Consider the following 22,606-nt stretch of genomic DNA (forward strand, 5'->3'; position numbering starts at 1 on the left):
CATTAAAAACCATCAAAGGCGAAAACGATCGACTGACTGTGAGAGCTCACCTGCCAGCAAGGACAACTCATCCGTCGTCGAGGCCGTTTGTGTTATCACCCGAGTATTGTTTTCCGACATGCCCGCGATCATCTCCACTTGATGGGCAATTTCATTACTGGCCAGGCTCTGCTCGCTGATGGTGCGGGAAATATCGTTCACCAGTTCCGTGGTATTGAGGGTGGCCTGCAGAATCTCGCGGATGGCGCGCTCGACATCAGCGGTCACCGCCATGCCTTTATCGACTTGGGCGACGCCCTCCTCCATGCTGGTCACCGCCTCCCGGGTGCTTTGCTGGATACGCCCGACCATGCTGGCGATTTCCTGGGTGGATGCACTGGTGCGTCCGGCCAGGCTGCGCACTTCATCGGCGACCACCGCAAAACCACGCCCCTGCTCACCGGCGCGAGCGGCCTCAATCGCGGCGTTCAGGGCCAATAGGTTGGTTTGGTCGGCGATCCCCTTGATGACCTGGATAATGCTGAAGATCGCTTCGGATTCCTTGTCCAGTGTACGGATCACCAAGGCCGACTGCTGCGCTGAACGGGCAATGCCGTCCATGTCACTGACGACCTGGTGAATCACCCGCCCACCATCGGTGGCCAAGGCTTGCGCCTGGTTGGCCATGGTCAGGGCTCGTCCGGCATGGCGGGTGATTTCCTCAATACTGGCGGTCATTTCACTCGCCGCTGCGGCCATGGTACTGGCGGCGGCGCTCTGCTGTTGGCTACTGCCTGACACCTGATGGCAGCCATGGCTCAGTTGCTCGCTCATGCCATTGACGCCATGGGCATTGCTGCGCACCACTTCGATCATGCCGCGCAAATCCCGCTGCATTGTGGCGAGGCTACGGATCAGCGCGCTGGCTTCGTCCTTGCGTTTGGGCTCGATAATCGGCTCGCTCAAGTTGCCATGGGCAATGCTATCGGCAATACGGCTGGCGGCCTGCAACGGCCCCATAATGCTCAGGGTGACCCAGCGCCCCTGCGCCAGGAGCAGCAAAAGACTGGCAATCAATACCGCGCCCAGGGTGAAGTTGGCGTTGCTGATAGTCTGGCGCGTCTCGCTGCCGGTTTGTTGGGTGTTGTTTTCGATCAGGCCACTCAAGGTCGCCATCTGTTCTTCCAACTGGCTGAAAATGCTGTTGAACGCGCCCAGATCGGCACGAGCAGCCTCTGGATTCTCCAAGGCCAGCGCGACGATACGCTCGCTGGCGCTGATATAGGTGTCGAGACTCGGTTTGATTTTTTCCAGGGCGGCCTTGAGCGTGTCATCCAGCGGCAGCTTGAGGTTATCTCCCAATACCTGCCGGAAGTGTTCGGCATGCTCGTTCAGCGAGGCAGTGACCTCGGCTTTGGTGCTGGTGCTTTTGCCCAACCCCACCAACATCGCCGACAACACGTCGGCGCGCAGGGCGTCGTGCATCATGTCGGCTTCCATATGGTTGCGCAGCACCGTCATGCTGACCTCGCTGTCCCGCACGGCATCGCTCATCTGGTTATTCCCCAGATAACTGGCCAGGCTCATGATCAGGGCGGTGATCAACCCGGTCGCAATCAACAACATCAAGCGTAGTTTGATCGTCATGCTGGTTTTCCCCATAGCCTGGACCGCCGGTTGGTAGTCCTACCGCTTGAACATCACTGAACACGTTATCGGCTGAAGCTCTATGTTATTGAAGCCTAAGTTCGAGCAACTGCGCGGTTTACCTCAAAGCCGGTGCAGCGGCTTGTTTGCAGGCAAGCGGTTCTTTAAGCTGATCGGCCTTTGCTTCGCCCGGAACTGCCATGCCCAAACGTATCGCCCACCTCGCCGTGCTGTTGGGCCTGATCACCGCCGTCGGCCCCTTCGCCATCGATATCTACCTGCCCGCGCTACCGACCTTGGGTGCCAGCCTGAGCGCTTCGCCTTCGGCAGTGCAGATGAGCCTCACGGTGTTCTTCATGATCATTGGTGTGTGCCAGTTGTTCTATGGCCCGATCAGCGACGTATTCGGGCGCAAGCTGCCGATCTACGCCGGCCTGTTGATCTTCGCCGTGGGCAGTATCGGTTGTGCCTTGGCGCCGAGCATTGAAGTATTGATTGGTTTTCGCGCGGTTCAGGCCTTTGGTGCGTGTGCCGGGATGGTGATTCCCCGGGCGATTGTGCGCGACCTGTACACCGGCCATGAGGCCGCGCGCCTGATGGCATTGCTGATGCTGGTGATGAGTGTGTCGCCGATCCTGGCCCCGCTGGCCGGTAGCCTGGTCATCTCGCTCTGGAGTTGGCGCGAGGTATTCGTGGTACTTGCCGTGGTGGCGCTGCTCTGCCTGGTGATGACCATCGTGCAACTTCCCGAAACCCACCCCGCCGAACGCCGGCTGGGCAAGACCCTGGGCAGCGCGTTCGGCAGCTACGGCGCCCTGCTGCGCGACCCGGTGTTCACCGGGTTGTCGGTGGTGTGCGGGTTTGGCCTGGCGACGTTCTTCGTGTTTATCGGCAGCGCACCGTTCGTATATATCGAGTATTTCGGCCTGACGCCGACCCAATTCAGCCTGTGCTTTGCGCTGAACGCGGCCTCGTTCTTTGCCATGAGCCAACTCACCGCACGCCTGAGCGCACGCTTTGGCCTGGCGCCGTTGATTCGCTGGTCGGTGGTGGCGGTAGCGGCGGTCATGCTCGTGTTGGCCACCACCACGCTGTGGGGCAGCCACTTGGCCTTGATGATGACGCTGCTGTTTATCGGTTTTGGCTTTCTCGGCTTGCTGTTGCCGGCCGCCGGGGTGCTGTCCCTGGAGGATCATGGCGCGGTGGCCGGTTCTGCGTCAGCCCTGCTCGGTGCCATTCAGATGATCACCGCGGCCGCGTCCATGACCCTGGTCGGGTTGTTTGCAGACCACACTCCGGCCCCCATGCTACTCGGTATCGCGCTGTGTGCCGTGGCCGCAATGTTCACCACTTTATGGACCTTGCGCCGTCTGCCGGCACACTTGCGCTCCAGTGGCCTGCCTTCGCCGTAACCATTCGTCGGGCCTGGAAGGCATCCATTACAACTATCGCGGGCGGGCAAACACCTAATTCCATAGCACCCTTAAACAGCTATGGAGTTTGAAATGACCGACTACCCTCGCCCGCCTTTCGCCCCTCAAGCCCAATCGGTACCCGGCTCCCAGAAAAAAATGGACCCGTACCCCGACTGCGGCGAGCAGAGCTACAAGGGCTCAGGCCGGCTGGCGAATAAAATCGCTCTGATTACCGGTGCCGACAGCGGTATTGGCCGCGCTGTGGCCATCGCATTTGCCCGCGAAGGCGCCGATGTGGCGATCGCCTACCTGGACGAACATGAAGATGCCCGTGAAACCGCACGCTGGGTCGAGCAAGCCGGTCGCCAGTGCCTGTTGTTGCCCGGCGACATCGCGCAAAAGGCCAACTGCCAGGCGTTGGTCGACAAGACTGTCGAACAGTTCGGTCGCATCGATGTGCTGGTGAACAATGCTGCCTTCCAGATGACCCACGAAACCCTCGAAGAAATCGAGGATGAAGAATGGGTCAAGACCTTCGATATCAACATCACCGCGATGTTTCGTATCTGCAAGGCCGCCCTGCCCCATATGAAGGCCGGCAGTTCGATCATCAACACCAGTTCAGTCAATTCCGACATGCCCAAGCCGACGTTGCTGGCCTATGCCGCCACCAAAGGCGCGATAGCCAACTTCACCGGTGGCCTGGCGCAGTTGCTGGGCAGCAAGGGTATTCGCGTCAACAGCGTCGCACCCGGCCCAATCTGGACGCCGTTGATCGTGGCGACCATGCCCGATGAAGATGTGCAGAGTTTTGGCAGCGAAACACCGCTGGGCCGTCCTGGGCAACCGGTAGAGGTGGCGCCGATCTATGTGCTGCTGGCCTCGGACGAAGCCAGCTACATATCGGGCTCCCGTTACGCCGTCACCGGCGGTAAACCGATCCTCTGATCCTGCACATTACCCGGTGGGAGAGGCTTGCTCCCTCCCACACGGTTGAATAGTGCGCTGATCGTTTACAAATCAAACCGGTCCACCGCCCGCCGCCGCTCGTTGTCGTCACGCACGTCATAACTGGCGGTGGTCTGGATATTGGTGTGGTGCGCCAGTTTCTGTGCGATCGACAGGTCGTGCTCTTCGATCACCCGCGTGATAAACGAGCGGCGGAAATCGTGGGGCATGATCTTCACGCCGACCTGCTCACCGCGCTGACGGGCAATGTAGTAAATCGCGTGCTTGGTGATGCGCTCGCGTGTGATATGGCTGCCCCGACGGATGCGGTTGAAGAGAAAGGTATCGTCTTGTTCACCTTCCTTGAGCTGTTCGCGGCGAAACGCCAGCCAGGCCTGCAACTTGGCGAAAGCCCAGTCTGGCGCGTACTTGACCAGCTCCTTGTTGCCCTTGCCGATCACCCGCAAGCTGCGTTCCTGGAAATTGATCTGCCCCAGGTCGAGGTTGACCGATTCCGACTTGCGCATACCTGAACCGTAGAGGATGCCGATCACAGCGGCATCGCGCAGGCCCTGGGGGCGCGGGTCGGCGGCGCAGACTTCCATCATTTCGCGGATCAGCGTGCGTCGCAGGTTGCGCCCCTGGCCCAGGCGGCTGCCAGGAGTCGCCTTGACCGAACGCATCTTCAACAGATGCTCCTGGCTGATCAGGCTGATGCGCCAGGCTTCGTTCATCACCCCGCGCACCGCGTTCACATACAACGATGAGGTATTGGGGGCATAGCCGTCCTCGCGCAAGGCAGCGACGAGCGCGATCACGTGTTCAGGTTGCAGCAGGTGCCAGTCAATGTCTTCGAGGTTGATGTCCTCGTACCCCAGGCGGTCGGCTGCGTCTTGCAGCACATAGCGCATGGTCAATTGGCTGGAGGGGGCCAGGCGAGTGAGATAGAGGGTCAGTGGATTGCGGATAGACTCAGTCAAGGTAGATCAGCCTTTGGATTAAATACCTCGATCAAGTCATTGTTAAATCGAGGTATTTAGTGAATGGCGAGGGGGCGAGTCTAACGCAGGACCCGCCCGCCTGCCACATCACGGGGCCGTTTCGTCATCCTCGGTGGGTTCCTGAGGCTGAGGTAGGGTCTGGGACTGGCTCCACTCGGCATCCTGCTTCTGCATCAGCGCAAACCAGTGCTGGCGCATGAACGTCAGGTAGTTCTCCGGCGCCTTGGCAAAATCCTTCTCGTCGGTATAGCAACCCGGCAACGGCAGTTCGGTACCCTGCTCCTTATACTGGCTGACCAGCGCCTGTTGCCCGGCTACGCTGCAGTCCTTGGGCAACGGCATGCCGCGCAGTGCGCCGGCCTCTTCGTCCCACCAGCTGGCGCCGTAGCGGTCGACACCGCGCAAACGGTACTTCTGCGACTTGCCCACATGCATGATCAGCTTGAATTCGTTAGGGCTGACATCGCTGGTGCAGGTGCGCGAGTAACCCACGGTAGCCTGGGTGAGGCCGTCGCCGGCCAGGTCGGTGACCTTGGTCGCAGCCATGTCGAAGTGCAACGCCGCGTCGAACTCACAATGCTGTACATCGTCGTAGAGCATCCACATGCGTTTGGGGCGGTCGCCATCGATCAGGTATTGGGCTGCATAGACAAATGCCGATTGGGTGCCATCGTCCTCGCGTTCATTGAGTTGTTCGGCGAGCACCAGCAGGTTCTTGCCCTGCCGGTCGTCCCATGTATAGGCGGCAACCTGCTTACCGCGGACTTCAACGCCCTCCGGCACCTGGGTGACCGGGGTCAGCGCCACCCCCTCATCGGCCCGCACGGTCGTGATACACGCCATCGTCATCAACAAGCCCATCAACGCGGGCCGCAACTGGCCACGCAAAAGCTGCACGCTATTCATCCGAGTACCCTGGCAAGAGATGGCTTACTTTACCGGCACTTGAGCGGCAATGCAGAGAAGATTGTTGAATAAATTCGGCGGTCGAAGCCGTTGTTTGCCTGCAGGCTCCCATCAGCGGCCAACACGCGTCTATTTCGCGGATTTACCGCACGGCTCAACACGTTAGGTACCTAGCTGAACCCTAGCTGTCTACCTGTCAAATAAACGAGTTTTTCATCAGGCTTTCATATTCGTACAACATTTTTACGCTTAATCTTGGGTTCACGGACTTGAGAGCAAACCGCGCTTTACGGACTAACTAGTTGATTACCCTTTACCTTTGCGCGAAATGGTCTTTACTCCAGTTCACTTAGGAAGAACACACGGTCAGCCTTCAGGACGTTGAATGAACACCACGCACCCCACTGCCTTTTGATCAGTTGCCTGCATTTTCGCCCACTGATTGCTGCTGTTTTCACGCACCAAGCTGATCTAACCCCGAGGTCATGAATCTTTGAAACCCTACCCTATTCATTGTGTGTCGATCGTTATTCCGGTCTACAACGAACAAGAGAGCCTGCCTGAATTGCTGCGTCGCACCACCGCAGCCTGCAAGCAACTGGCCTACGAATACGAAATCATCCTGGTGGATGACGGTAGCCGTGACAAATCCGCCCAGTTGCTGGAAAACGCCGCCGAAGAAGACGGTAGCAACGTGGTGGCGGTGATCCTTAACCGCAACTACGGCCAGCATGCGGCGATCATGGCTGGTTTCGAGCAGTGCCGCGGCGACGTGGTGATCACCCTCGACGCCGACCTGCAGAACCCGCCGGAAGAAATCCCGCGCCTGGTGGAACAAGCCGCCCTGGGTTACGACGTGGTCGCCACCGTGCGCAACAATCGCCAGGACTCGGCCTTCCGCCGCTGGCCTTCGCGCCTGATCAACCTGGCCGTGCAACGCTCCACCGGTGTGGCCATGACCGACTACGGCTGCATGCTGCGCGCGTACCGCCGCACCATCGTCGACGCCATGCTTGCCTGCCGCGAGCGCAGCACCTTTATCCCGATCCTGGCCAACGGGTTTGCCCGCCACACCACGGAAATCCTCGTAAACCACGCCGAGCGCGAGCACGGCGAATCCAAATACAGTGCCATGCGCCTGATCAGCCTGATGTTCGATCTGCTGACCTGCATGACCACCACCCCGCTGCGCCTGCTGTCTATTGTCGGCTTCTGCCTGGCGGGCCTGGGCGGGCTGTTCGCATTTGCGCTGATCATCCTGCGCCTGGCCTTCGGTGCCCAATGGGCCGGTGATGGCACCTTCGTGCTGTTTGCGGTGCTCTTCGTGTTCACCGGCGGCCAGTTCATCGGCATGGGCCTCTTGGGTGAATACCTGGGCCGCATGTACAGCGATGTGCGCGCCCGCCCTCGGTTCTTTATTGAAAAAGTGCTGCGCAACCAACCGGCAGCACCGGCACCCGTGGTCGTCGTCGACGGCCTGGCGTCCTCCCATACCACCACTACTTCTCCTTCCGATCAGGTTTCGTCATGAATTCAAAAGCCGTTGTATTCGCTTATCACGATATTGGCTGTGCTGGCATTGAAGCCTTGCTGACGGCTGGCTACGACATTGCTGCCGTGTTCACCCATGCCGATGACCCCAAGGAAAACAATTTCTACGGTTCCGTCGCGCAACTGTGCGCCCGCAACGGCATCCCGGTGCATGCACCGGAAGACGCCAACCACCCGCTGTGGATCGAGCGCATCGCCAAGCTCAACCCGGACTTCATCTTCTCGTTCTACTACCGCAACCTGCTCAGCGAAGCCCTGTTGGCCACCGCCAGCAAAGGCGCGTTCAACCTGCACGGTTCGCTGTTGCCGAAATACCGTGGCCGCGCACCGGCCAACTGGGTACTGGTCAAGGGCGAAACCGAAACCGGCGTGACCCTGCACCGCATGGTCAAGCGTGCCGACGCTGGCGCTATCCTCGCCCAGCAGAAAGTCACGATCGAGCGCACCGACACCGGCCTGACCCTGCACGCCAAACTGCGTGACGCCGCCACCAACCTGCTGCGCGATGCCCTACCACAACTGGCCGCGGGCAAGCTGACTGAAACCGCCCAGGACGAAAGCCAGGCTACCTATTTTGGCCGCCGTACCGCCGCTGATGGCAAGCTGGAGTGGAAAAAGCCGGCTGAAGAACTGTTCAACCTGGTGCGTGCCGTGACCCAGCCTTACCCAGGCGCCTTCTGCGCCGTGGGCGAGCACAAGCTGATCGTGTGGCAAGCCGAAGTCGTCAAGGGCAACGAAGGCCTGGCGCCCGGCCGCGTGATCAGCGTCAACCCGCTGCGCATCGCCTGCGGCGAAGACTCCCTGGTGGTCAAGTTCGGCCAGCGCAATGACAACGGCCTGTACCTGGCCGGCCCGTCCCTGGCCAACGAATTGGGCCTGGTCGACGGCTCCGTCCTGCGCGGCGCCGAATCCGGCCGCAAGCCACGTCGTACCCGTGTACTGATCCTGGGCGTGAACGGCTTTATCGGTAACCACCTGTCCGAGCGCCTGCTGCGTGACGACCGCTACGAGGTCTACGGCCTGGATATCGGCTCCGACGCCATCGAGCGCCTGCGCAGCCACCCGAACTTCCATTACGTGGAAGGCGATATCAGCATCCACACCGAGTGGATCGAGTACCACATCAAGAAGTGCGACGTCGTCCTGCCGCTCGTGGCCATCGCCACTCCGATCGAATACACCCGCAACCCGCTGCGCGTGTTCGAGCTGGACTTCGAAGAAAACCTCAAGCTGGTGCGCTACTGCGTCAAGTACAACAAGCGCGTGATCTTCCCATCGACCTCCGAAGTCTATGGCATGTGCCAGGACCAGTACTTCGACGAAGACACCTCCAACCTGGTGGTCGGCCCGGTCAACAAGCAACGCTGGATCTACTCGGTCTCCAAGCAACTGCTCGACCGCGTCATCTGGGCCTACGGCGACAAGGGCCTGAAATTCACCCTGTTCCGTCCGTTCAACTGGATGGGACCACGCCTGGACCGCCTGGATTCGGCGCGTATCGGCAGCTCCCGTGCGATTACCCAGTTGATCCTGAACCTGGTGGAAGGCACCCCGATCCGTCTGTTCGACGGTGGCGAGCAAAAACGTTGCTTCACTGACATCGCCGACGGTATCGAAGCCCTGGCCCGTATCATTGATAACGACAACGGTGTCTGCGATAGCCAGATCATCAACATCGGCAACCCGGAAAACGAAGCCAGCATCCGTCAACTGGGCGAAGAACTGCTGCGTCAGTTCGAAGCTCACCCGCTGCGCAGCAACTTCCCTCCGTTCGCCGGTTTCCGCGACGTAGAGAGCAAGGCGTTCTACGGCACCGGTTACCAGGACGTGGCGCACCGCAAGCCAAGCATCGAAAACGCCAAGCGCCTGTTGAACTGGGAGCCAACCGTTGAGATGAGCGAGACCATCGGCAACACCCTCGACTTCTTCCTGAAAGAAGCCATGCTCGAAATCGCGGACAAGAAGTAATGCAGGCAGGTCTTCGCATTGATGTCGACACCTACCGTGGCACCCGTGAAGGTGTGCCGCGGTTGCTCGAATCCCTGGATGAAGCCGGGGTGAAAGCGACGTTCTTCTTCAGTGTTGGGCCGGACAACATGGGGCGCCACTTGTGGCGCCTCATCCGCCCGCAGTTCCTGTGGAAGATGCTGCGTTCCAATGCCGTAGGCCTGTATGGCCTGGATATCTTGCTGGCCGGCACCGCCTGGCCGGGCAAGCCGATCGGTCGTGACCTGGGGCACTTGATGCGCCAGGCCAAGGCCGCCGGGCACGAAGTCGGCCTGCACGCCTGGGATCACCACGGTTGGCAAGCCAACACCGGGCGCTGGAGTGAGGCACAACTGGTGGAGCAGATCCGCCGTGGCGTCGATACCCTCAGCGATATCCTCGGTGAACGCATCGACTGTTCAGCGGCGGCCGGTTGGCGTGCCGATGAACGCGTGGTGCAAGCCAAGCAAGGCTTCAACTTTCGCTACAACAGCGATTGCCGGGGCACCAGCCTGTTTCGACCGACATTGGCCGATGGCAGCGCGGGCACCCCACAAATTCCGGTAGACCTGCCGACCTTCGACGAAGTCGTCGGGCCGGTGGTGGCTGCCAAGGACTTCAACCGCTTCATCCTCGACCGCTTTGCCGAGTCGAAGCTGAACGTCTACACGATCCACGCAGAAGTAGAAGGGATTCTGATGGCCAATGATTTTCGCCAGTTGCTGGCCCAGGCAGGGCAGCGCGGCATCGACTTCAAACCCCTGGGCGACTTGTTGCCCGCGGACCTGACCACCCTGCCCCAGCAACACCTGGTGCGTGGCGCCCTGAGTGGGCGTGAGGGCTGGCTTGGAGTGCAACAGGCATGATCCGCCGTTGGGCGCTGCCCCTGCTACTGTTGGCGTTCGGTGTGTTTTATCTGCTGCCGCTGGCCACCCATGGCCTGTGGATTCCGGATGAAACCCGCTACGCGCAGATCAGCCAGGAAATGCTGCTGACCGGCAAGTGGGCCTCGCCGCACTTCATGGGCATTCGCTATTTCGAAAAGCCGGCCGCCGGTTACTGGATGATCGCGCTGGGCCAGGCGATCTTTGGGCAGAACCTGTTCGGCGTACGCTTTGCCTCAGCGTTTAGCACCGGCTTGAGCATCCTGCTGGTGTACCTGGTGTCGCGCCGGCTGTGGAATGACCCGCACAAGAGCCTGGTCAGTACCGTGCTCTACATGAGCTTCGTCAGCGTCGCCGCCCTGGGCGGTTACGCCAACCTGGACCCGCAGTTCACCTTCTGGGTCAACCTGACAGGCGTGGCGCTGTGGTTCTGCTTCGATAACACCACGCGTAACGGTCGCCTGGGCGCCTGGGCATTGCTGGGCCTGGCCTGCGGCATGGGTTTTATGACCAAGGGTTTTCTGGCGTGGCTGCTGCCCGTGCTGATCGCCCTGCCCTACGCAATCTGGCAAAAACGCTTTCGCGAGCTGCTCGGCTACGGCGTGGTCGCTGTGGTCGTGGCTATCGTCGTCAGCTTGCCCTGGGCGTTGGCCGTACACTCGCAGGAGCCGGATTACTGGAACTTCTTCTTCTGGCACGAGCATATCCAGCGTTTCGCCGGTGAGGACGCCCAGCACGCCGAGCCATTCTGGTACTACCTGCCGCTGCTGGTAGCCTTCTCGTTGCCGTGGGTGGCATTGCTGCCGGCTACGCTCAAGCAGGCCTGGCTGGAAAAACGTACCCCCAGGATCGCCTTCCTGTTGTTGTGGTTGCTGATGCCGCTGGCGTTCTTCAGCCTGGCCAAGGGCAAGCTGCCGTCCTACATCATGCCGTGCCTGCTGCCGCTGGCCTTGCTGATGGGCAACGCCCTGGCCGATAAACTGGCTCAGGGTCGCGATCGCGCCTTGCGCATCAATGGCTGGCTGAACCTGGTGATCGGGGTCGTGGCGCTGCTGGCGTTGACCTGGCTTCAACTGAAAAAACCGGTGTACGAGCACGGCCAGGAAACCCTGAGCCTGGTGCTGGTATTCGTTTTCCTGTTCGGTTGGATCATCGTCAACCTGCTGCAAGCCGCGCGCCCGCTGAAATGGTGGGCGGCACCGGTGCTTGGCAGCTGGCTGCTGGTGGCGTTGGCCCCGGCTGCGCTGCCCCATTCGGTGGTGTACAACAAGACCCCGGACCAGTTCATCATCGATCACCTGCCGGCCCTTCAACCGTCTGCCGCGTTGCTGAGCAATGACCTGGGAGCGGCATCGGCCCTGGCATGGCGCCTGCAACGCCCCGACGTCACCCTCTATAACACCGTCGGCGAAGTGAAATACGGCCTCGCCTACCCGGACGCCACCCATCACAAGGTCGACATGACCCAGGTCAAGCAATGGATGAGCGATGCGCGTAAAAAAGGCGTAGTCGGCGTGGTGATGCGCGTTAAAGGCGAGGATGAAATAGCCGAGGTTGCGTTACTGCCTGAAGACGGCCAGCGCTTTGAGCAAGGCAATCTTGTGATTCTGATCTTCCCGCAGGTTGCACCATGATCACCCTGCTGCTGTTGCTGAGCGCTTGCCTGCTCACTTGCATGGGCCAGGTCTCGCAGAAGTTTGCCGTGGAAAGCTGGCGCGACCAGCCCGACGGTTGGGCGCTGAAACTGCGTTCACCCTGGCTGTGGGCTGCCCTGCTGTGCCTGGGCTTCGGCCTGCTGGTGTGGTTGCTGGTGCTGCAGCGCCTGGAGGTCGGAGTGGCTTACCCGATGCTGAGCCTGAACTTTGTGCTGGTCACACTGATGGCGCGCTTTGTGTTCAAAGAGCACATCGACAGCCGCCATTGGCTGGGCGTGGCATTGGTGATTGCCGGTGTCGTGCTGCTGGGGCGTCAGGTATGAGCCGGGCGCAAGGTTTTGCCCTGGCCCTGGGCAGTGTCGGCCTGGTCAGCGCCGCCCAGTTGGGCATGCGCTGGAGCATGACGCGCCTGCCCCTGCCCAACGAATGGCTCACCACCACCATCGACCTGTCTGCCCTCGGCGTAGTGATCCTGGCGATCATCGCCTATGCGCTATCGATGCTCTGCTGGCTCGGCGCGCTTAAACACCTGCCCCTGGGCCGCGCCTATTCGCTGCTCAGCATCAGCTACGCGCTGGTGTACCTGCTGGCAGCCAGCCTGCCGGTGTTCAACGAACATTTTTCGCTTTCAAAAACCCTGGGGGTGGCCTTGGTCATCCTCGGAGTACTGGTTATCAACTCTCGCCGTGCTAGCGCTGCAAGCCCCAGGAATGCCCCATGAAAATCAGTGTATTTGGTAGTGGTTACGTCGGTCTGGTGCAGGCCACCGTATTAGCCGAAGTCGGTCACGATGTCATCTGCATGGACGTTGATCAGAACAAGGTCAAGCTGCTGCAGCAGGGCCATGTGAGCATTTTCGAGCCAGGGTTGGCAGCGATGGTCAAGGAGAACCTGGAAAGCGGTCGACTGAACTTCACCTATGACGAAAAACTCGCCGTCGAACATGGTGAAGTGCTGTTTATCGCCGTGGGTACGCCGTCGGATGAAGACGGTTCTGCCGATTTGAAATACGTGCTGTCGGTGGGCGACGCAGTTGCCCGTCATCGCATCGAACCGGTGATCCTGGTGGAAAAATCCACCGTTCCCGTCGGCACCGGCGACACCTTGCGCGCCCATATCGAGAAAGCCCTGCACCTGGCTGGCCGGCACCTGGAGTTCGATATCGTCTCCAACCCGGAATTCCTCAAGGAAGGCTCGGCGGTTGCCGACTGCCGCCGCCCGGACCGGATCATCATCGGCTGCGAGCGCGAAGAAGTGCGCGATGTCATGCGCGACCTGTACGCGCCGTTCAACCGCAACCACGACCGCATCATCTTCATGGACCTGCGCAGCGCCGAACTGACCAAGTACGCCGCCAACTGCATGCTGGCCACCAAGATCAGCTTTATCAACCAGATCGCCGAGCTGGCCGAACACCTGGGGGCGGACATCGAAGCCGTGCGCCTGGGCATTGGCGCCGACTCACGGATTGGCTACCACTTCATCTACCCGGGGTGCGGCTACGGCGGCTCGTGTTTCCCCAAGGACATGCGCGCTCTGATCCACAGCGCCAAGCAGGCCAATTGCTCCAGCGACCTGCTGGAAGCCGTGGAAGCCATCAACCAGCGCCAGAAGAGCAAGCTGTACGAGCGCGTCAATGCCTTCTTCAAGGGCAACCTGCGTGGCAAGACCTTCGCGCTGTGGGGCCTGGCCTTCAAGCCCAACACCGACGACATGCGTGACGCCCCAAGCCGCGTGCTGATGGAAGCATTGTGGGCCGCCGGCGCCAATGTGCGCGCCTTTGACCCGGAAGCCATGCAGGAAACCCAACGCATCTACGGCGATGACCCGCGCCTGATGCTGATGGGCACCCCCGAATCCACCCTGAGTGGCGCCGATGCGCTGATTGTCTGCACCGAATGGCAGCAGTTCAAGGCACCGGACTTCGACCTGATCCACCAGCGCCTGAAAACCCCAGTGATCTTCGACGGCCGCAACTTGTACGACGGCGAGCGCCTGGCACGCAAAGGCTTCCAGTATTTCCCAATGGGCCGTGGCGACTCCTGCCAGTTGCCGATTCCCCAGCAGCAGTGGGTACCGCAGGTTGTGGAAGCCTGAGACGTGAACAAAGCTCAAGCGCCCCTGCTTACTGCAACGATTCGCCGACAGTCCCTTGGCTTGGGGCTGCTGGCGTTGCTGTTGTTCATTGCCGGCAACTGGCACCAGGCTATCATCGGCTTTGACTCGCGCTTCGTAGTGTTCGCCCAGGAGATGCTGCGCCATGGGCCAAGCTTCTTCCCCACGACCTACGGGCAACCCTACGCCGACTACCTGGCGACCTCGACACTGATGACCTGGCTGCTGTCCTTGCCCTTGGGCCAGGTCAACAGCTTCACGGCCTGGTTGCCAACGTCCATTGCTTCGGCGCTGATTGTCATGCTGGTGTACCGCCTGACGGCGCCGTACTCCCAGCGCTGGGGCCTGTTGAGCGTAGCGATGTTGCTGCTCAGCAGCACCTTCATCAGCGAAACCCGCGCCGTTTCCTTGGACCAGATGCTCGCGGCTGTCGCCCTGGCAGTCTTCTACCTGGGCTATGCCCATGATCACTTCGGTGCGGGCAAGCGCCTGCACTGGCTGTATCTGCTTTTGCTCGTGGGGTTTGCGATTCGCGGGCCGATCGGCCTGGTGATCCCTACGGGCGTGCTGTGCAGCTACTACCTGATCAACCGGCAATGGCGCCAGCTGTTCAGCTTTGGCTTCCTGGCCCTGGCCCTGCTGGTGGCGTGTGTCGGCCTGCTGTTGCTGCTGGCCAAGCTCAGTGGCGGCGAAGTGTTCATGCAAGACGTGATCCGCATGCAGTTCATGGGGCGCATGGATGGCAGTGAAGGCTCCAGCGGTGTGCTGTATTACTTCACCAGCTCCATGGGCAATTACGCGCTGGCCTACCCGTTGGCCTTGCTGGTGCTGCTCGCGGTGGCGATAGGAGGACGGCGCGCGCCGGATCCAGCCCTGCAGTTGGTGCTGTATTGCGCGGCGGCGGGCCTGCTGGTGATGCTCGGCTTGTCGGTTCCCCAGGCCAAGAAGGCGCGGTATGTGCTGCCGATGCTGCCGATGGCGGCAATAATTGCGGCGTATCCGTTCCAGGTGACGCAGGGCCGCCTGTTTGGCTGGTTGCGCGGCCTGATGCTGGGGCTGTGGACGCTGCTGCCGGGGCTGCTGATCGTCGGCCTGTGGCTGGCGCGCCCACGCTATCCCGAGCAATTGAGTCATCTTGGCGGCGTCTTCGGCATACTTGGCGTGCTGCAGGTACTGGCGCTGCTGGCGCTATTCAAGTCACGGCTGCGCTCACTCGCGCCTGCCTTGACCGCGGTGCTGGCGGTATGGAGCACTTACATTCTGGTGGTCGAACCGCTGGAGCGCAGCCTCTACGACACCCGCACCTTCAGCCTTGCTGTTCAGGCGCAGGTCAAGCAGCAACCGGCGCCTGTCGTGCTGCATGCCCTGGGCAAGGACGCCAAGGCGATCAAATTGATCGTCAACCTTGATTGCGACCGGGTACCGCTGTTTACCCAACTGCCTGCCGAACTGGCGACGATCCAGGGGCCAGCATGGCTGGTGATGAGCAAAGCTGACTTTGAAGAGCTGCAAGACCCGCGTTTTCGTTCGATCACGCCAACGCTCACCGGCGAGTTCGACAAGAACCCCTACGTGCTGCTGCACCTGTCCAAAACCATCCAACCGTGACGCTGCCGGCTTCGGCCGGCACTTCCCGGAAAACTCCTACACAACTATGGGTAATGGCGCGTGGCGCTCCCCTTCCCCGTGCTCGAAGCCCAGCGGTAAACTCGCTCGTCAAAGGCGGTAACTATTTGCCACGCCTTGATCGAATGGATAACGACAAGGACGCTATCAGCCGCAGGCAACCCAGTGGCGTACCTCATTAAAAAGGATGATGCCGTGCGCGATGACTTATTGCTTGATGCTCCTTTTCCGTTGACGCATGAGCACGTCCATCTCGGCTACATCCCCATCCCCAGGCTGGAACGCCTCATGGAATTGCGTAACGCCCTGGTGGCGCTGAAAGGTCCATTGTCCAACGACCCCAAGGTGCGCGAAAACCTGCAGGAACGGCTCTTGAGCGATGAACTGCATAATCGCATCCTCGGCCAGGTCTGCCAGGCCCCCACTCCTTCGCCGCAGCTCAACTGAGTTCATCATTATTGAACTTAACCTTCATTAATATGCATTGGCGACCTTGCATCAGGGCCGGCACACTACGCAGGTTCCTCCCCCAAATGTTGGAACGTTCAAAGGGCTTTTCCGGGCAACCAGGCAAGCCTTTTTTTTCGCCTGCTGTTGACGGACCCTTTCTCAATGCTTGCTCGCTGGTTACCTGCTGCTATCAATACCCGCCCCGCCGAATGGAGCCGTGCCGCGATTGGCATGGCCCTGGGCACCCTGCTCAGTGTCTGGGTATGCGCCCAAGTATTTGGCATGGAAGTCGCCCTGCACTTGCTGGGGCCTCTGGGCGCTTCGGCAGTGTTGCTGTTCGCCGTCTCATCCGGTGCGCTGGCGCAGCCGTGGTCGATCATTGGCAGCTACCTGTGTGCCGCAGTGGTCGCGCTGTTGGTTGCTCGGGTACTGGGGCGCACCCTGGGCAGCGCCTGCCTGGCGGCGGGCATGACCGTCATCCTGATCTGCTGGCTGCGCTGCCTGCACCCGCCGGCGGGCGGCCTGGCGATGACGCTGGTACTGGCCGACCCCAGCTCGGCGGCCCTCGGCTGGCAGGAACTGCCGGCGGTCATGCTCGGCGCCGCTGCCTTACTCATGTGCGCGCTGGCCTACAACAACGCCACACGCACGCGCTATCCCAAGGGCGCGACCGAGGTACCGGGCATCTTCACGAATAAGTCTCAGGCAGCAAGAGACCCATCGATCACCGCCGCCGACCTCAAGCTGGCGTTATCCGACATGGAGCAGTTCTACGACATCGAGCCCTCCGAGCTGGAACAGCTGATCCACGCTGCCGAAAGCCATGCGCGGCGCAGAAGTATCGGCCAAGTGTTGGCGAGTCGCGTGGAGTAGGCGCATTCACGACGAATGGTGTTTACGCCCGTGTGTGATGGGCTAAGGTTGTACAAACCACTTGTTGTTGTCTGCTTTTCTCTGAATTCTGGATCGCCGTAAACCAGTAGCGAAGACATTGGATCGTCTGGCTATCAATGGGTGCTCACAGAGCGGTGATACAGGTCAAGGCTTTCCCGGTTCCGCTCTCATCGTCGTTCCACATGCTGGCCCTCCTGCTCAAGTGTTTTGAATGCTCCATTCAAACCTGGTGAGGATCCATCGTGGACGACCACTTGCAGAAGGTGCTGCGCGCGCCGCTTTTCGACCACCGACAGCGTTATCACCTGCCCCTTAGAGCCTACATGGACCTGACGATCAGGCGCATGCATGCGATTTTCGATGCGGGGCTGATCAACAACGACATGTGGCTCGGCCAACCCGACGCTTCACATTTTCGAGACCTGTGCGAACGCATCGGCCTGATCGGCGCCTACGACTACGCCCTGTATTCCTCGCTGGTGGATCACATGATCGCCGCCAACGCCCTGCTGACCCAGGGCAGCCCCGAGCAGGTGGCGCGCTACCGTGACGAAGTCATCCAGATGCGTGCGGTGTATGCGTTTGGCTGTACTGAAATCGCCAGTGGCACCGACGTCCGTAACCTCAAGACCACCGTCACCTATGATCCTGAACGGCACTGCCTGGTGCTCGATTCGCCCTGCGCAGAGGCCTGCAAGTATTGGATCGGCAACAGCCTGCACGCGGCGCAGGTGGTAATGGTGCTCGCGCGCTTGCTGGTCGACAGCCAAGACCAGGGGCACCACTGGTTTCGCGTGGTGATTCGCGACCAGGAAAACGGCCCTCTGCGCCCAGGGCTGAAGGTCATTGCCTGTGACCCCAAGGGCGGTATTCATGCCAATGAAGTTGGCGCCTTGCGTTTTTGCCAGATGCAACTGGGTACCGATGCGCTGTTGCAGCGCTACGCACGGTTTACCGCCAATGGACAGTTCATCAGCGACTTGCCCAAAGGCGAGCGCTTCATCAATGCGCTGGAAACGTTCCTGCAAGAGCGCCTGTTGTTGATGGCCGCCTCGCGCCACGGCGCCGGGCTGTGCGCATACCTGACGTATCGATTTGGCCGCCACCGGCTGTTAGCGGCCGGTCCGTTGCTCGGCAACCCGCTGTTCCGGCAGCGCCTCTATAACGCCCAGCTCAAGGCGCTGGCGCTCAAATACCTCGAGCAGGCCATCCTCACCCGCTTCGAAGCACACTGGCCGCATACCGAGCAGCGCAAGGCGCTGCATATCCTCGCGGCCCTGAGCAAATGCGTCGGTACCTGGATGGGACTGGAAGTGATCGCCCAGTGCCGCGAACTCTGCGGCTCCCAGGGGTTCCATCACTACAACCAGATCGTCACCCTGCGCATGGACTTAGAAATCAGCATTACGTTCGCCGGTGACAACAGCGTGATGGCCTATCAGGTAATCAAGGATGCCCTGGCGCGCCCACGCTTCGACCACGTACCGCCGTGCAACCTTGGCCAGCAGATCGAGCAAACCATTGTCCAGGAGTGCCGACCGGGCAACGACTTTTCCCATCGACAGGCGGTCGGGCTGGCGTACGCCCGCGCACTCGACCTGATCATCCAGGCCGCCGAATCCGCACGCCTCCAGCCGCCCATCCTGCACGACCTGACCCACGTATTTGTTGCGTACCTGCACCACTGGGGCCTGCTCGCCAGCCCCGCGGAACAGCGGCCCAGCGTGGCACGCCTCGCCCAATTGGCCGCTTGGTTGAAGCCACCTTCGGTGTTGGTCGATGCACCGATCGCCAAAGCCGACTACATCCATCAATTCACCCGTGCACTGTATAGGGAGCAATGAACATGGCCCGTCCATCACCGCCCGACTTTTCCAACCCAGACACCGTTCGTGATCCCTATCCGGCGTTTGCCTGTCTGCGCGAACATTATCCGGTGTACTGGTGCCCCCATTTCAACGCCTGGATGCTGACCCGTTTTGATGACGTCTACGCAGCGCAGGGTGATGCCAGGCGCTACTCCTCCGACCGGATACGCCAATTGGTGAATGCCCAATTGCCAGAGGACAAACGCGCGATGGTCGAGCCTTTTGTGGAAAAAGCCTCGCGGTGGATGTATGCCCAGGACGGCCAGGCCCACCAGGCCAGTCGCCAATTGTTGAGCCGGGCCTTTACCCCGCGCGCCATCGACGCATTGCGCGCAGACATCCAGGCGATTGTCGATGAGCTGCTGTCGCAATTGAGCGACGAACCGGATCTGATGGCCGAGCTGTTCAACCAGGTGCCGGCGCGTATCCTGGCCAAACTCTATGGGATCCCGCAAAAAGACGCGCTGAGGCTGCGGCGCTGGACTGATGACATTCTGGTGTTTCTGGTGGGCAGCCTGGACCCGGCGTATGGCCCCCGCGAAGCCCTGCAAGGGCTGGAAGAAATGTATGAGTATTTCGGCGACCTGATCGATCAGCGCCGCCAGGCGCCCGAAGACGACCTTGTCAGCCGAGTGATCGCCGCGGGCGAGGCAGCTGCCATCACCAAGGGCAATTTACTCGCGCAACTGGCGTTCGTGCTGGTGGCCGGCAACACAACCAGCGCCGACATGCTGGGTATTGGCCTGCTGCACTTGCTGCTCAATCCCGATCAGTTGCAGGCGCTGCGGGCCGACCTTTCACTCATGGCGTGCGCCATCGAAGAAATGCTGCGGATCGACCCCTCGGGTCAATTCAGCCACCGCGTGCTGCGGGAGGACATCGAACTCAAGGGCCGCATGATGCGCAAGGGCGAGCTGGTATTTCTGGTCCGCGCCGCCGCCAACCGCGACGCCGCGCACTTCCTGGACCCGGACCGTTTTGATATCCGACGCGAAAAGAACGACCACCTGGCCTTTGGGCGCGGCGAACACTTCTGCATGGGGACCGCGCTGTTTCGGCTGGAGGCCCATATCGTGTTCACCAGCCTGCTGATGCGGTTCCCCAACCTGCGCTTGATCGATGGGCAGCCACCGGTTTGGCGCACCAACAACTTGCAGTTTCGAGGCCTGAAAACCATTCATGTGGAGCTCCACTGATCATGAACAACGATCCGATTCAGCGCTGCTTCTCAGCGGCGAAATGGGAAAAGGCCGGTGGCTACTGCCGCGCGTTGCGGGCCGGTAACATCATTGTCACCAGTGGCACAGTGGCCTTTGACGAAGACGGCAACCCCTACGCCCCAAACGACGTGTACCTGCAGACCCGGCGCTGCCTGGAGATCATCGAAGCGGCGCTCCAGCAGTTGGGCACGGACCGTACCCGAATAATTGCCACGCGCATGTACACCACCAACGTGAATTGGTGGCCGGAAATCGCCAAGGCCCATAAAGCGTTTTTTGATGGCTGCGAACCGACCACCATGTTGCTGGGCGTCTGCGCGCTGATCGGTCCGGAATATCTGGTGGAAATCGAAGCCCAGGCACAGGCCGCGACACCATGACCCCGGAACAAGCACGCAAGGAGGTGCGCGATGCCGTGGTCATGGACGTCAGCGACCTGACCTTGGCGACCGAGGGACGACCAGTGGGGGTGCGCCTGTACCGCCCCGCGCGCCCTGCCCCGGCGCCGGTGCTGATGTACTTCCACGGTGGCGGTTGGGTCACCGGGGACCTGGACACCCACGACAGCTTTTGCCGGGTCATGAGTGAGTGGGCAGGTTGCGCCGTGGTGGCGGTGGATTACCCCCGCCCACCGGAACACCGCTTTCCCGCGGCGGTGAAGAGCTGCTATACCGCCACTTCCTGGATCGCCCGCAACGGTGCGTCCCTTGGGCTGGATCCGCAGCGCATCGCGGTCGCCGGGGGCGGATCGGGCGGTGGGTTGGCGGCGGTGATCTGCCAAATGGCCAGGGACCTGGGCGCCCCGCCCATCGGTTTCCAACTGTTGCTGTACCCGGTGCTCGACTGCCTGGCGCGCAACCGCTCCCGCAGGAACTTTGCCAACGGGTTTGGCCTGACAGCCGAGCTGATGGACTGGTACCTCGACCAGTACGTACCGCCCGGTATTCCCCTGGGGCATCCCTGGCTTTCGCCGGCGCGCGATACCTCGCTGCAAGGGTTGCCCGCAGCCCTGATCATTACCGCCGGCTGCGACCTCTTGCGCGATGAAGGGCGCGCCTTTGCACGTGGCTTGAAACGGGCAGGCGTGCCGGTGCAACACAAGGAGTACACCGGCATGCCTCATGGCTTTATCAACTATCCTGCCACTGAGGCCAGTGCCCGGCGTGCCGTGCTGCTCTGTGCCGAGGCCCTGGCAGGTTTTTTCGACCCGCCCCCAGCCTGAGCGGCACTTCTGCATAAATGCAAAAACGACCTGCAGGATTCCGGGTTGTACTGGGCAAATTTGCACTGGTAGGATCGCGAGATGGTTCATCCGCAAACATCTAGATAAAGAACAATAAAAGCAGGGAGTTACAGATGACTGCTCAGGTTTCATCCGAAGCAAGCCATACCGATAATCTGCAGCACGAAGTACTGGCCCAAGTGCGCAACCATATTGGCCATCTCACCCTCAATCGCCCTGCCGGCTTAAACGCCATCACCCTGGACATGGTCCGCAGCCTGTCTCGCCAGTTGCAGGCCTGGGCCGATGACCCTCAGGTCTACGCCGTGGTACTGCGCGGTGCCGGCGAAAAAGCCTTCTGTGCCGGTGGCGATATCCGTTCCCTCTACGACAGCTTCAAGAACGGCGACACGCTGCACGAGGATTTTTTCGTCGAGGAATACGCCCTCGACCTGGCCATCCACCATTACCGCAAACCCGTACTGGCCCTGATGGACGGGTTTGTCCTTGGCGGCGGCATGGGCCTGGTGCAAGGCGCGGATCTGCGCGTCGTCACCGAACGCAGTCGCCTGGCGATGCCGGAAGTGGCTATCGGTTATTTCCCTGACGTGGGCGGCAGTTATTTCCTGCCGCGCATCCCAGGCGAGCTGGGTATCTACCTGGGCGTCACCGGCGTGCAGATTCGCGCGGCTGACGCGCTGTACTGCGGGCTGGCGGATTGGTACCTGGACAGCACCAGGCTGGCCGACCTCGACCAGAAACTCGATCGCCTGGCATGGCAGGACTCCCCACTCAAGGACCTGCAAGGCGTACTTGCCAAACTGGCCGTACAGCAACTGCCCGACGCGCCGCTCGCGGCCTTACGCTCGCCTATCGATCATTTCTTTGCACTGCCGGACGTACCGAGCATGGTCGAACAGTTGCAGGAAGTCACCGTGGCTGACAGCCATGAATGGGCCATGACCACCGCCAACCTGATGAAAACCCGCTCGCCGCTGGCCATGGCGGTGACCTTGCAAATGCTGCGGCGCGGTCGCCGTCTCCCTCTGGAACAGTGCTTTGCCCTGGAGCTGCACCTGGACCGCCAATGGTTCGAGCGTGGCGACCTGATCGAAGGCGTGCGCGCCCTGATTATCGACAAGGACAAAACCCCACGTTGGAATCCGCCGACGCTCCATGAGTTGGATGCCAACCATGTCGAGAGCTTCTTCCACACCTTCAAGCAGGTTGCGAACTAAG

The 22,606-nt window shown here is 60.9% G+C and carries 20 protein-coding genes and 1 pseudogene; 17 read left to right on the forward strand and 4 right to left on the reverse strand.

All coding sequences use genetic code 11. The features are described from left to right. Positions 1-12 precede the first annotated feature (12 nt). Together AC1Q6I_RS04980 and AC1Q6I_RS04985 are read right to left on the reverse strand one after the other, a co-directional pair. Complete coding sequence (locus tag AC1Q6I_RS04980) at positions 13-876, reverse strand: methyl-accepting chemotaxis protein (protein WP_370531123.1); 864 nt, start codon at positions 874-876, stop codon at positions 13-15. Then, positions 871-1,641 (reverse strand): annotated as a pseudogene (locus tag AC1Q6I_RS04985) (MCP four helix bundle domain-containing protein); the annotation flags it as partial. The pseudogene AC1Q6I_RS04985 and the gene AC1Q6I_RS04980, both read right to left, overlap by 6 nt. Before the next feature lie 185 nt (positions 1,642-1,826). Here AC1Q6I_RS04985 and AC1Q6I_RS04990 point away from each other — a divergent pair. Next, positions 1,827-3,038 carry a multidrug effflux MFS transporter gene (locus AC1Q6I_RS04990; protein WP_102623377.1) on the forward strand — a complete coding sequence of 404 codons (1,212 nt, stop codon included), beginning with the start codon at positions 1,827-1,829 and terminating at the stop codon, positions 3,036-3,038. Between the two features lie 93 nt (positions 3,039-3,131). Next, positions 3,132-3,989 carry an SDR family oxidoreductase gene (locus tag AC1Q6I_RS04995; protein ID WP_102623378.1) on the forward strand — a complete coding sequence of 286 codons (858 nt, stop codon included), beginning with the start codon at positions 3,132-3,134 and terminating at the stop codon, positions 3,987-3,989. Between the two features lie 65 nt (positions 3,990-4,054). Here the strand turns inward: AC1Q6I_RS04995 and AC1Q6I_RS05000 are convergent, their stop codons facing one another. Further along, positions 4,055-4,969, reverse strand: coding sequence for a site-specific integrase (locus tag AC1Q6I_RS05000; RefSeq protein WP_024075410.1), 915 nt, complete (start codon positions 4,967-4,969; stop codon positions 4,055-4,057). A 108-nt stretch (positions 4,970-5,077) separates the two neighbouring features. Further along, the gene (locus AC1Q6I_RS05005) at positions 5,078-5,896 is read right to left on the reverse strand and encodes a M949_RS01915 family surface polysaccharide biosynthesis protein (protein WP_024075409.1); all 819 of its coding nucleotides are present in this window, start codon (positions 5,894-5,896) and stop codon (positions 5,078-5,080) included. A 493-nt stretch (positions 5,897-6,389) separates the two neighbouring features. Here AC1Q6I_RS05005 and arnC point away from each other — a divergent pair, with 493 nt between their 5' ends. The 15 genes from arnC (at position 6,390) to AC1Q6I_RS05080 (ending at position 22,605) form a co-directional block, all read left to right on the forward strand. After that, entirely contained in the window at positions 6,390-7,427 is a 1,038-nt protein-coding gene (gene arnC, locus AC1Q6I_RS05010; RefSeq protein WP_024075408.1) for an undecaprenyl-phosphate 4-deoxy-4-formamido-L-arabinose transferase, read from the forward strand. Further along, on the forward strand, positions 7,424-9,415 hold the full coding sequence (gene arnA / locus AC1Q6I_RS05015) for a bifunctional UDP-4-amino-4-deoxy-L-arabinose formyltransferase/UDP-glucuronic acid oxidase ArnA (RefSeq protein ID WP_024075407.1): 1,992 nt from the start codon (positions 7,424-7,426) through the stop codon (positions 9,413-9,415). The genes arnC and arnA overlap by 4 nt, the downstream gene beginning before the upstream one ends. Next, positions 9,415-10,299, forward strand: coding sequence for a 4-deoxy-4-formamido-L-arabinose-phosphoundecaprenol deformylase (gene arnD / locus AC1Q6I_RS05020; RefSeq protein WP_024075406.1), 885 nt, complete (start codon positions 9,415-9,417; stop codon positions 10,297-10,299). The genes arnA and arnD overlap by 1 nt, the downstream gene beginning before the upstream one ends. Then, positions 10,296-11,951 (forward strand): lipid IV(A) 4-amino-4-deoxy-L-arabinosyltransferase, encoded by a 1,656-nt coding sequence (gene arnT / locus AC1Q6I_RS05025; RefSeq protein WP_024075405.1) that lies wholly within the window; start codon positions 10,296-10,298, stop codon positions 11,949-11,951. Before arnD ends, arnT begins: the two co-directional genes overlap by 4 nt. Continuing rightward, entirely contained in the window at positions 11,948-12,295 is a 348-nt protein-coding gene (gene arnE, locus AC1Q6I_RS05030; RefSeq protein ID WP_024075404.1) for a 4-amino-4-deoxy-L-arabinose-phosphoundecaprenol flippase subunit ArnE, read from the forward strand. Before arnT ends, arnE begins: the two co-directional genes overlap by 4 nt. Continuing rightward, positions 12,292-12,693 carry a 4-amino-4-deoxy-L-arabinose-phosphoundecaprenol flippase subunit ArnF gene (gene arnF / locus AC1Q6I_RS05035; RefSeq protein WP_024075403.1) on the forward strand — a complete coding sequence of 134 codons (402 nt, stop codon included), beginning with the start codon at positions 12,292-12,294 and terminating at the stop codon, positions 12,691-12,693. Before arnE ends, arnF begins: the two co-directional genes overlap by 4 nt. After that, on the forward strand, positions 12,690-14,069 hold the full coding sequence (locus AC1Q6I_RS05040) for a UDP-glucose dehydrogenase family protein (protein WP_024075402.1): 1,380 nt from the start codon (positions 12,690-12,692) through the stop codon (positions 14,067-14,069). Before arnF ends, AC1Q6I_RS05040 begins: the two co-directional genes overlap by 4 nt. Before the next feature lie 3 nt (positions 14,070-14,072). Continuing rightward, positions 14,073-15,695: an ArnT family glycosyltransferase gene (locus AC1Q6I_RS05045; protein WP_024075401.1), complete on the forward strand. Its 1,623-nt coding sequence runs from the start codon at positions 14,073-14,075 to the stop codon at positions 15,693-15,695. A gap of 213 nt (positions 15,696-15,908) precedes the next feature. Beyond that, positions 15,909-16,160, forward strand: a complete 252-nt coding sequence (locus AC1Q6I_RS05050; RefSeq protein WP_081329281.1) for a type VI secretion system contractile sheath small subunit — start codon at positions 15,909-15,911, stop codon at positions 16,158-16,160. 165 nt (positions 16,161-16,325) lie between these two features. Continuing rightward, positions 16,326-17,036: an HPP family protein gene (locus AC1Q6I_RS05055; protein ID WP_102623379.1), complete on the forward strand. Its 711-nt coding sequence runs from the start codon at positions 16,326-16,328 to the stop codon at positions 17,034-17,036. Positions 17,037-17,299: 263 nt separating this feature from the next. Further along, the gene (locus AC1Q6I_RS05060) at positions 17,300-18,901 is read left to right on the forward strand and encodes an acyl-CoA dehydrogenase family protein (RefSeq protein WP_256581193.1); all 1,602 of its coding nucleotides are present in this window, start codon (positions 17,300-17,302) and stop codon (positions 18,899-18,901) included. Positions 18,902-18,903: 2 nt separating this feature from the next. Continuing rightward, on the forward strand, positions 18,904-20,121 hold the full coding sequence (locus AC1Q6I_RS05065) for a cytochrome P450 (RefSeq protein WP_102623380.1): 1,218 nt from the start codon (positions 18,904-18,906) through the stop codon (positions 20,119-20,121). Positions 20,122-20,123: 2 nt separating this feature from the next. Then, entirely contained in the window at positions 20,124-20,525 is a 402-nt protein-coding gene (locus tag AC1Q6I_RS05070; protein WP_024075396.1) for a RidA family protein, read from the forward strand. Next, positions 20,522-21,367: an alpha/beta hydrolase gene (locus AC1Q6I_RS05075; RefSeq protein WP_024075395.1), complete on the forward strand. Its 846-nt coding sequence runs from the start codon at positions 20,522-20,524 to the stop codon at positions 21,365-21,367. Before AC1Q6I_RS05070 ends, AC1Q6I_RS05075 begins: the two co-directional genes overlap by 4 nt. A 134-nt stretch (positions 21,368-21,501) precedes the next feature. Continuing rightward, positions 21,502-22,605 carry an enoyl-CoA hydratase/isomerase family protein gene (locus tag AC1Q6I_RS05080; protein WP_024075394.1) on the forward strand — a complete coding sequence of 368 codons (1,104 nt, stop codon included), beginning with the start codon at positions 21,502-21,504 and terminating at the stop codon, positions 22,603-22,605. Position 22,606: the final 1 nt, after the last annotated feature.

The sequence above is a fragment of the Pseudomonas sp. MPR-R2A5 genome (assembly GCF_058793055.1).

Excerpts from the sequence above, each read along its gene's own strand:
- arnE (WP_024075404.1), top strand. The coding sequence starts at position 11,948 with ATGATCACCCTGCTGCTGTTGCTGAGCGCTTGCCTGCTCACTTGCATG.
- arnD (WP_024075406.1), top strand. The coding sequence starts at position 9,415 with ATGCAGGCAGGTCTTCGCATTGATGTCGACACCTACCGTGGCACCCGT.
- arnT (WP_024075405.1), top strand. The coding sequence starts at position 10,296 with ATGATCCGCCGTTGGGCGCTGCCCCTGCTACTGTTGGCGTTCGGTGTG.
- AC1Q6I_RS05040 (WP_024075402.1), top strand. The coding sequence starts at position 12,690 with ATGAAAATCAGTGTATTTGGTAGTGGTTACGTCGGTCTGGTGCAGGCC.
- AC1Q6I_RS04990 (WP_102623377.1), top strand. The coding sequence starts at position 1,827 with ATGCCCAAACGTATCGCCCACCTCGCCGTGCTGTTGGGCCTGATCACC.
- AC1Q6I_RS05075 (WP_024075395.1), top strand. The coding sequence starts at position 20,522 with ATGACCCCGGAACAAGCACGCAAGGAGGTGCGCGATGCCGTGGTCATG.
- AC1Q6I_RS04980 (WP_370531123.1), bottom strand. The coding sequence starts at position 876 with ATGCAGCGGGATTTGCGCGGCATGATCGAAGTGGTGCGCAGCAATGCC.
- AC1Q6I_RS05055 (WP_102623379.1), top strand. The coding sequence starts at position 16,326 with ATGCTTGCTCGCTGGTTACCTGCTGCTATCAATACCCGCCCCGCCGAA.
- AC1Q6I_RS04995 (WP_102623378.1), top strand. The coding sequence starts at position 3,132 with ATGACCGACTACCCTCGCCCGCCTTTCGCCCCTCAAGCCCAATCGGTA.
- arnF (WP_024075403.1), top strand. The coding sequence starts at position 12,292 with ATGAGCCGGGCGCAAGGTTTTGCCCTGGCCCTGGGCAGTGTCGGCCTG.
- AC1Q6I_RS05005 (WP_024075409.1), bottom strand. The coding sequence starts at position 5,896 with ATGAATAGCGTGCAGCTTTTGCGTGGCCAGTTGCGGCCCGCGTTGATG.
- AC1Q6I_RS05065 (WP_102623380.1), top strand. The coding sequence starts at position 18,904 with ATGGCCCGTCCATCACCGCCCGACTTTTCCAACCCAGACACCGTTCGT.
- arnA (WP_024075407.1), top strand. The coding sequence starts at position 7,424 with ATGAATTCAAAAGCCGTTGTATTCGCTTATCACGATATTGGCTGTGCT.
- AC1Q6I_RS05080 (WP_024075394.1), top strand. The coding sequence starts at position 21,502 with ATGACTGCTCAGGTTTCATCCGAAGCAAGCCATACCGATAATCTGCAG.
- AC1Q6I_RS05070 (WP_024075396.1), top strand. The coding sequence starts at position 20,124 with ATGAACAACGATCCGATTCAGCGCTGCTTCTCAGCGGCGAAATGGGAA.